Consider the following 8,151-nt stretch of genomic DNA (forward strand, 5'->3'; position numbering starts at 1 on the left):
TTTTGAGCCTTTAACGGGTTACTCAGCCCGGAAGAAAACATCGTCTTTGAACACACGTCGATCCTGGTTCGGCCCCGTCAGAAGCCCGCGCACCCCTTCAAAAGCGCGCGGGTTTGTGGTGGAGCCGCCGGGTACTGCCCCCGGGTCCGCTGTGTCTATTCCACGACACCATTTATCCTCATAGCCGGCCGAAACCGGCATTGCCGATATAGGGAGCCGCGGGGCGGTTTGCAACGTGGGCGGCTGGCCGCCGCAGCGCCGCTATTTCCGCCGCAATTCGTCGCGGATTTCGGTGAGCAGGTCGACCTCGGTCGGCGCGGCGGCTTCGGGTCCCTTGCGCAGCAGCCGGTTCACCGCGCGCACCATCAGGAAGATGATGAAGGCGAGGATCAGGAAATTGATCACCGCGGTGATGAAGGCGCCATAGCCGACCATCGCCACCCCGGCTTTCTTGAGCGCCGCATAGTCGGTCGCCGCGATCCCGTCGGGCACGCTGCCCAGCAGGATGAACTTGCTGGAGAAATCGACCCCGCCGAATATCCAGCCGACGAAGGGCATGATCAGGTCCTCGGTCAGCGACCCGGTGATCGTCGCAAAGGCGCCGCCGATGATGACGCCGACCGCCAGATCGATGACGCTGCCGCGTGCGATGAATTCCTTGAACTCGTTCAACATCTTCTCACTCCCGGGAAAATTGGGCGAACCGCCGAGTGGTGCCGCGACGATTGCGCAAAGGCAAGCGTCATCCTATTATGTGTATTGTTGCGGCAAAACGCCGCCGGAGGGAGTTTAGAGACCATGACCATGCGTTCCGCCCGCTGGATGATCGTCCCCGTCGCCGCGCTGTCGCTGTCCGCCTGCGGCATCAACAGCGTTCCCACCAAGGAAGAGGCCGCCAAGGCGAAATGGGCGAATGTCGAGGCCGCCTATCAGCGGCGCGCCGACCTGATCCCCAATCTCGTCGAGACCGCGAAGGGCGCGGCGAAAATCGAACAGGCGACGCTGGAAAGCGTCATCCAGGCACGCGCCTCGGCTACCCAGATCAAGCTGACCGCCGACGACCTCGAAGACCCTGCGAAGGTGCAGGCCTTCCAGCAGGCGCAGGGCAATGTCACCGGCTCGCTCAGCCGTCTGCTCGCCACCGTCGAGCAATATCCCGACCTCAAGAGCCAGGGTCGTTTCGCCGACCTGATGACCCAGCTCGAAGGCACGGAGAACCGGATCAACGTGACGATCCAGGACTATAACAACGCGGTGCAGGATTATAACACGACGATCCGTACCTTCCCCGACATCATCGGCGCCAAGATCGTCCACGGCGCAAAGCCGATGACGCCCTATCGCGCGGTGACGCCCAACGCCAACGTCGCGCCCAAGGTCGATTTCGGGCAATAGGGCCATCGCTATGCCATTTCCCCCGTTCGCCCAGAGCACGAACGGACGCGAGGGCCGCTTCGGTTTCGCGGGATTGTGGGCCGCCCTGACGTCGGCCCTCCTCCTCGCTTTGCTTATGGCGGTCCCCGCCGCTGCCCAGACCTTTCCCCAACTCACCGGGCGCGTCGTCGATCAGGCCGACATCATCCCGCCGGCCGAGGAAGCGAACCTCACCGCCCAGCTCGAACAGCTCGAAAAGACGACCGGGCACCAGCTCGTCGTCGCGACGGTCAACGACCTCGAAGGACAGGACGTCGCCGATTACGGCTACAGGCTCGGCCGCGCCTGGGGCATCGGGGGCAAGGAAGAGAATGACGGCGTCATCTTCCTGATCGCGCCCAACGAACGGCGGATGAACATATCGGTCGGCTACGGCCTCGAACCGATCCTGACGGACGCCCTGTCGGGGCGGATCATCCGCGATCAGGTGACGCCGCGCTTCAAGAATGGCGATTATCCGGGCGGCATCCAGGCCGGGGTGAACGCGATCGCGCAGCAGATCGCGCTCCCGCCCGAGGAGGCCGCGGCGCGCGCCGCCGCCGCTGCGAAGGCAGAGCGCGACCGCGCCGATGACGGCAGCTTCGGCGGCTTCATCTTTATCGGTTTCATCATCCTTTTCTTCTTCGTCCTGCCGATGCTCTCGGCCTTCGGGCGGCGCGGCCGGCGGCATCGCAAGCATCGCCCGTGGGGCGCCGCGCCGATCATCGTCTGGGGCGATCATGACTGGGGCGGCGGTGGCCGTGGCTCATCTTGGGGCGGCGGCGGCTGGAGCGGCGGTGGCGGATTCGGCGGTTTTTCGGGCGGTGGCGGCAGTTTCGGCGGCGGCGGCGCCTCGGGCGGCTGGTAGGGAGGCGGAACGCATGAAAGTCAGCCATGTCAGCGCCGCCGATCACGACCTCGTCACCGCCGCGGTCGCAGCGGCCGAAGCGCGGACGAGCGGCGAGATCGTCACCGTCATCGCCGCGCAATCGAACGATTACGACGATGTCGCGCTCGTCTGGGCGAGCCTGATCGCCTTCCTCGCCATGTCGGTTATCGCGCTGTTTCCCGATTTCTATCAGGGCCTCTACGACCGGCTGACCGGCGGCTGGGGGCACGGCCTGACCGCCAATCAATGGCTTGGCGTCGTCATTGCAGTCGGCGTGCTCAAGTGGATCGCCATGTGGCTGATTCTGTTGTGGCGTCCGCTGCGTCTGTGGCTGACGCCGCGCGCGATCCTCGCCGGCCGCGTCCGCGCCCGCGCGATCGACCTGTTCAAGGTCGGGGCGGAGGCGAAGACGCTCGGCCGCACCGGCGTCCTCCTCTATCTCAGCCTGCGCGAACATCGCGCGGACATCGTCGCCGACGAAGCGATCGCCTCGAAAGTCCCGGCGGAGGTATGGGGCGACGCGATGGCGGCACTGATCGAACGCGTGCGCGCCGGCCGGCCCGGCGAAGGCATGGCAGAGGCGGTCGCGTACATGGGCGTCATACTCGCCGAACATTTCCCGCGCGGCAGCGAAAATCCGAACGAATTGCCCGATCGCCTGATCGAGCTTTGACGCGCTCCATCGCCGCGAAAGGAAAGCCATGTCCCGCCCCGCCCCCGACGCTCCCATCGAAACGCGATGGGAGGGCCGCTTCATCACCGTCCGGCAGCAGGGGACGTGGGAATATGTCTCGCGCTCGCGCGGCATCCACGCCGCGGTGATCCTCGCGATCGACGCGGACGAAAGCGGGCATCACGTCCTGCTGGTCGAACAATATCGCGTGCCGCTGGGGCGCCCCTGCCTCGAACTGCCCGCGGGCCTCGTGGGCGACGACAGCGCGGGCGAGGCGTCGGAAACGGCGGCCGAGCGCGAACTGGAGGAAGAAACCGGCTATCGCGCCGCGCACTGGCGCACGGTCGGCGAATTCTTCAGTTCGCCGGGCATGGTCAGCGAGAGCTTCACCCTGCTCGTCGCCACCGGATTGACCAGGGTCGGCCCCGGCGGCGGAGTCGGCGGCGAAGACATCATCGTCCACCGCGTGCCGCTGACCGGCATCGCCGATTTCGTCGCGGCAAAGCGCACCGAGGGATGCGGCATCGACGTGCGCGTCGCGATGCTGCTTGCGGGAGGCTTGCTGGAGGAATGAGGCTCGTTCGGAACGCGGTTAGCGGGTGCGGTCGGCTTAAACCGGACTCATCTTCCCGTTGATGCAGCTTTAACGCCGCTCACCGCCCCCCGAACCGCCAGCGCAGCAGCGGCCGCGCGAGCAACAGGCCCGCTAGGAAGCCGCCGACATGCGCCCAGATGGCGATGGCGCCGAAACCGGCGCCGCCCGCGAAACCGATCAGCAACTGGACGCCGATCCACGCTGCGGCGAGCCATAGCGCCCGCACCCAATGGCTGGGGATCGGCCCGAGCGCCGGCGCCTGCGACCGGCTGAAGATCAGCGCGAACACCGCGATCAGCGCCGAGATCGCGCCGCTCGCGCCGATCATCGGCACCACCGACGTGGGGTTGGAAAGCCATTGCGCGAATGCGCCGGCGCAGGCGCCGACGACCAACAGGACCGCGATGGCCTTCGTCCCCATCGGCGCTTCGAGCGGCCGCCCGATATAGAGCAGCACGACCAGGTTGAAGATCAGGTGCAGCAGGCTCCCGTGCAGGAAGGCAGAGGTCAGCGGCGTCAGCACGAAAGGCACGAACGGCCCCGGCGGCAGGATCAGCTCGCCGCTCCAGCGCGCCGGCACGAAGCCCGCGCGCACGATCGCCTCGGTCTGGAAACCGCTGAGCGTCAGCACGACGAACAGCGCCGCGCAGAGCAGCGCATAGCCCGTGACCAGCGGCGCGTCCTGCGGCTTCATGCGCGTCCGTCCGTCAGATGAATTCGATCTTCGTCACCAGATAATATTTGTCGCCCGACGGCACGGTGACCTCGATCTCGTCGTCGACGCGGCGGCCGATCAGCGCGCGGCCGAGCGGCGAATTATAGCTGATCCGCCCTTCCTTGGCGTCCGCCTCGGCCTGCCCCACGATCTGGTAGCGCACCGGCTTGTCGTCCTCGTCGGCCAGGGTGACCGTCGCGCCAAAGACGATGCGGTCGCCCGAAAGCGTCGTGGGGTCGATGATCTGCGCGCGCGCCAGCTTGTCCTCGAGATCGCCGATCGACGCCTCGACCTGGCCCTGGCGTTCCTTCGCGGCGTGATATTCGGCATTTTCCGACAGGTCGCCATGCGCGCGCGCTTCCTCGATCGCGTCGACGATCTGCGGGCGCTCGGCCTTCAGCGCGGCGAGTTGGGCGCTCAGCTTCTCATAGCCTTCCGCCAGCATCGGCACCTTTTCAACGCTTGCCATTATCCCATTGTCCTTCGTCAAAAATCCTGTTCCGGCGAACCGGGCGTCGGGCGGCTGAGCCGCTGTTTCCGTCAATGTCGGGGGGTGAAGCGGTGCGTCAATAATAGTCCTGAAGCGGCTTTACTTCAAGACTGCGCGCGCGCAGCGCGCCGATGGCGTGGGTCGCGGCATCGCTTCCCGCCGCCGTCGTGTAATAGGCGACGTCCGCCGCGAGCGCCGAGGCGCGGATCGACTGCGAATCCTGCAGGCTCTGCCACCCCTCGGTGGTGTTGAAAATGAGCTGGACGTCGCCGTCCTTGATCCGGTCGACGATATGCGGACGCCCCTCGGCCACCTTGTTGACGCGCTCGATCGCGATGCCCTGCTCGGCCAGATAGTCGGCGGTGCCGCCGGTCGCGATCACCTGCCACCCCCAGTCGGCGAGTTGCTTCACCGCGCCGACGATCCGCGGCTTGTCGCTGTCCTTGACCGACACGAACAGACGCCCCTCGGTCGGCAGGCTGTCGCCCGCGCCGAGCTGCGCCTTGGCAAAGGCCAGGTTGAAATCACTATCGATTCCCATGACTTCGCCGGTGGACTTCATCTCCGGCGACAGAACCGGATCGGTGCCGGGGAAACGCGCGAAGGGGAAGACCGCTTCCTTCACCGCGACATGCGCGATGTCGCGATTGATCTTCGGCAGGTCGGCCAGCTTCTCGCCCGCCATCACGCGCGCCGCGATCTTGGCGATCGGCGATCCCACCGCCTTGGCGACGAACGGTACGGTGCGGCTGGCGCGCGGATTGACCTCGATCAGATAGACGCTGGCCCCGGCCGGCGATCCGGGATCGGCCTGCACCGCGAACTGGATGTTCATCAGCCCGCGCACGTTCAGCGCGCGCGCCAGCGCGTCGGCCTGCCGCTCGATCTCGGCGACGATGTCGGCGGACAGGCTGTAGGGCGGGATCGAGCAGGCGCTGTCGCCCGAATGGACCCCCGCTTCCTCGATATGCTGGAGCACGCCCGCGACCACGACATCGGTGCCGTCGCACAGCGCGTCGACGTCGACCTCGATCGCGTCGCGCAGATAGCGGTCGATCAGCACCGGCGAATCGCCCGATACCTGCACCGCGGTCTCGATATAATTTTCGAGCTGTTCCTGATCGTCGACGATCTCCATCGCCCGCCCGCCGAGGACATAGCTCGGGCGCGTCAGCACCGGGTACCCGATACGCGCCGCGACCGCGATCGCCTCCTCGCGGCTGCGCGCGATGCCGTTGGCGGGCTGCTTGAGGCCGAGCTTGTTGACGAGCGCCGCGAAACGCTCGCGGTCCTCTGCCAGATCGATCGCGTCGGGCGAGGTGCCCAGGATCGGGATACCCGCCTCCTCCAGCGCCTGCGCGAGCTTGAGCGGGGTCTGCCCGCCGAACTGGACGATCACGCCGACGAGGGTGCCCTTCGACTGCTCGACGTGCAGGATCTCGAGCACGTCCTCGGCGGTCAGCGGCTCGAAATAGAGGCGGTCCGACGTGTCGTAATCGGTCGACACCGTTTCCGGGTTGCAGTTGACCATGATCGTCTCATAGCCCGCCTCCTCCAGCGCGAAGCAGGCGTGGCAGCAGCAGTAATCGAACTCGATCCCCTGCCCGATCCGGTTCGGGCCGCCGCCCAGGATGACGATCTTTTTCCGGTCGCTTGGATTGGCCTCATTCTCGGGCGCGCCGAAGGTCGGCGCTTCGTAGGTCGAATAGAGATAGGGCGTCTGCGCCTCGAACTCCGCGGCGCAGGTGTCGATGGTCTTGAACACCGGGCGCACGCCCAGCCGGTGGCGCAAGCTCCGCACCTCGGCCTCGGTGACGCCGCCGGTCATCGCCTTCACCGCCTCGTGGATCAGCCCGCCACCGCGCGCCGCAGCATGCCCGGCGCCCGGCTGGAGATTCGCCGACTGGAGCGCCAGATAGGCGAGCCTCTTGTCCGAAAAGCCCATCGCCTTCAGCCGCCGCAGTCCTTCGGCATCGCGCGGCAGGCCGTCCGCCACCACGGCCTTCTCGGCCGCGACGATCTCAGCGATGCGGTCGAGGAACCACATGTCATAGCCCGCGATGCGGTTGATCTCGGCGAGCGGCAGCCCCTCGCGGATCGCCTGCGCGGCGACGAGCAGCCGGTCGGGGGTCGGCTTCGCCAGTTCGATCTTCAACTGCTCCGCGCTCGCGCCGACCAGCCGGTCGACGAAGTTGAAGCCCGACAGCCCGGTTTCCAGCCCGCGCAGCGCCTTTTGCAGGCTTTCGTGGATCGTGCGGCCGATCGCCATCACCTCGCCCACCGACTTCATCGCGGTCGACAGCGTCGCCTCGGCGCCCTTGAACTTCTCGAAGGCGAAGCGCGGAATCTTGGTGACGACATAGTCGATGGTCGGTTCGAACGACGCGGGCGTAACGCCGGTGATGTCGTTCATGATCTCGTCGAGCGTGTAGCCGACCGCCAGCTTCGCCGCGACCTTGGCGATCGGGAAGCCCGTCGCCTTCGACGCCAGCGCCGACGAGCGCGACACGCGCGGGTTCATCTCGATCACGATCAGGCGCCCGTCCTTCGGGTTGACCGCGAACTGCACGTTCGACCCGCCCGTTTCGACCCCGATCTCGCGCAGCACCGCGATGCTCGCGTTGCGCATGATCTGATATTCCTTGTCGGTCAGCGTCAGCGCAGGGGCGACGGTAATGCTGTCGCCGGTGTGCACGCCCATCGGATCGACATTCTCGATCGAGCAGATGATGATGCAATTGTCCTTGCGGTCGCGCACCACCTCCATCTCGAACTCCTTCCAGCCGAGGAGCGATTCCTCGATCAGGACTTCGGTGGTGGGGGATGCGATCAGGCCGCCGCGAACGATACCCTCGAACTCCTCGCGGTTATAGGCGATGCCGCCGCCGGTACCGCCGAGCGTGAAGGACGGGCGGATGATCGCGGGCAGGCCGGTGCGTTCGAGCACCGCGAACGCCTCTTCCATCGTGTGCGCGATACCGCTGCGCGCGCTTTCGAGGCCGATCTTGTCCATCGCATCGCGGAACTTCAGCCGGTCCTCGGCCTTGTCGATCGCCTCGGCGTCGGCGCCGATCATCTCGACCCCGAACTTTTCGAGCGTCCCGTCCTGCGCGAGCGCGAGCGCGGTGTTGAGCGCGGTCTGCCCGCCCATCGTCGGCAGCACCGCCCACCCCCCAGGAAACTCGGCGGTCTCCTTTTCGATGATCTTGGCGACGATCTCGGGCGTGATCGGCTCGACATAGGTCGCGTCGGCCAGTTCGGGATCGGTCATGATCGTCGCCGGGTTGGAGTTGACGAGGACGATGCGATAGCCCTCCTCCTTCAGCGCCTTGATCGCCTGCGTCCCCGAATAGTCGAACTCGCACGCCTGACCGAT

General features: G+C 66.4%; 8 protein-coding genes and 1 other RNA gene. 4 read left to right on the plus strand and 5 right to left on the minus strand.

Annotated features, from left to right (window positions below; genetic code table 11):
* Together ssrA and mscL are read right to left on the minus strand one after the other, a co-directional pair.
* Window positions 1-238: a transfer-messenger RNA gene (gene ssrA, locus ABS88_RS21020) on the minus strand; the annotation flags it as partial.
* Between the two features lie 23 nt (window positions 239-261).
* Window positions 262-675 (minus strand): large conductance mechanosensitive channel protein MscL, encoded by a 414-nt coding sequence (gene mscL, locus ABS88_RS21025; protein WP_067105404.1) that lies wholly within the window; start codon window positions 673-675, stop codon window positions 262-264.
* Window positions 676-798: 123 nt separating this feature from the next.
* Here mscL and ABS88_RS21030 point away from each other — a divergent pair, with 123 nt between their 5' ends.
* The 4 genes from ABS88_RS21030 (at window position 799) to ABS88_RS21045 (ending at window position 3,549) form a co-directional block, all read left to right on the plus strand.
* The gene (locus ABS88_RS21030) at window positions 799-1,395 is read left to right on the plus strand and encodes a LemA family protein (protein ID WP_067105405.1); all 597 of its coding nucleotides are present in this window, start codon (window positions 799-801) and stop codon (window positions 1,393-1,395) included.
* A 115-nt stretch (window positions 1,396-1,510) separates the two neighbouring features.
* Window positions 1,511-2,281 carry a TPM domain-containing protein gene (locus ABS88_RS21035; protein WP_234002674.1) on the plus strand — a complete coding sequence of 257 codons (771 nt, stop codon included), beginning with the start codon at window positions 1,511-1,513 and terminating at the stop codon, window positions 2,279-2,281.
* A 13-nt stretch (window positions 2,282-2,294) separates the two neighbouring features.
* Window positions 2,295-2,975 (plus strand): TPM domain-containing protein, encoded by a 681-nt coding sequence (locus ABS88_RS21040; RefSeq protein WP_104959785.1) that lies wholly within the window; start codon window positions 2,295-2,297, stop codon window positions 2,973-2,975.
* A gap of 28 nt (window positions 2,976-3,003) precedes the next feature.
* Complete coding sequence (locus ABS88_RS21045; RefSeq protein ID WP_067105407.1) at window positions 3,004-3,549, plus strand: NUDIX hydrolase; 546 nt, start codon at window positions 3,004-3,006, stop codon at window positions 3,547-3,549.
* 79 nt (window positions 3,550-3,628) lie between these two features.
* Here ABS88_RS21045 and ABS88_RS21050 read toward each other — a convergent pair whose 3' ends face one another.
* From ABS88_RS21050 to carB, 3 genes are all read right to left on the minus strand, one after another.
* The gene (locus ABS88_RS21050) at window positions 3,629-4,264 is read right to left on the minus strand and encodes a rhomboid family intramembrane serine protease (RefSeq protein WP_067105408.1); all 636 of its coding nucleotides are present in this window, start codon (window positions 4,262-4,264) and stop codon (window positions 3,629-3,631) included.
* A 13-nt stretch (window positions 4,265-4,277) separates the two neighbouring features.
* Window positions 4,278-4,754: a transcription elongation factor GreA gene (greA, locus tag ABS88_RS21055; protein ID WP_067105409.1), complete on the minus strand. Its 477-nt coding sequence runs from the start codon at window positions 4,752-4,754 to the stop codon at window positions 4,278-4,280.
* Between the two features lie 97 nt (window positions 4,755-4,851).
* A partial coding sequence (gene carB, locus ABS88_RS21060) for a carbamoyl-phosphate synthase large subunit (RefSeq protein ID WP_286750490.1) occupies window positions 4,852-8,151 on the minus strand: 3,300 nt, incomplete at its 5' end.

This window comes from Sphingopyxis sp. SCN 67-31 (assembly GCF_001725095.1).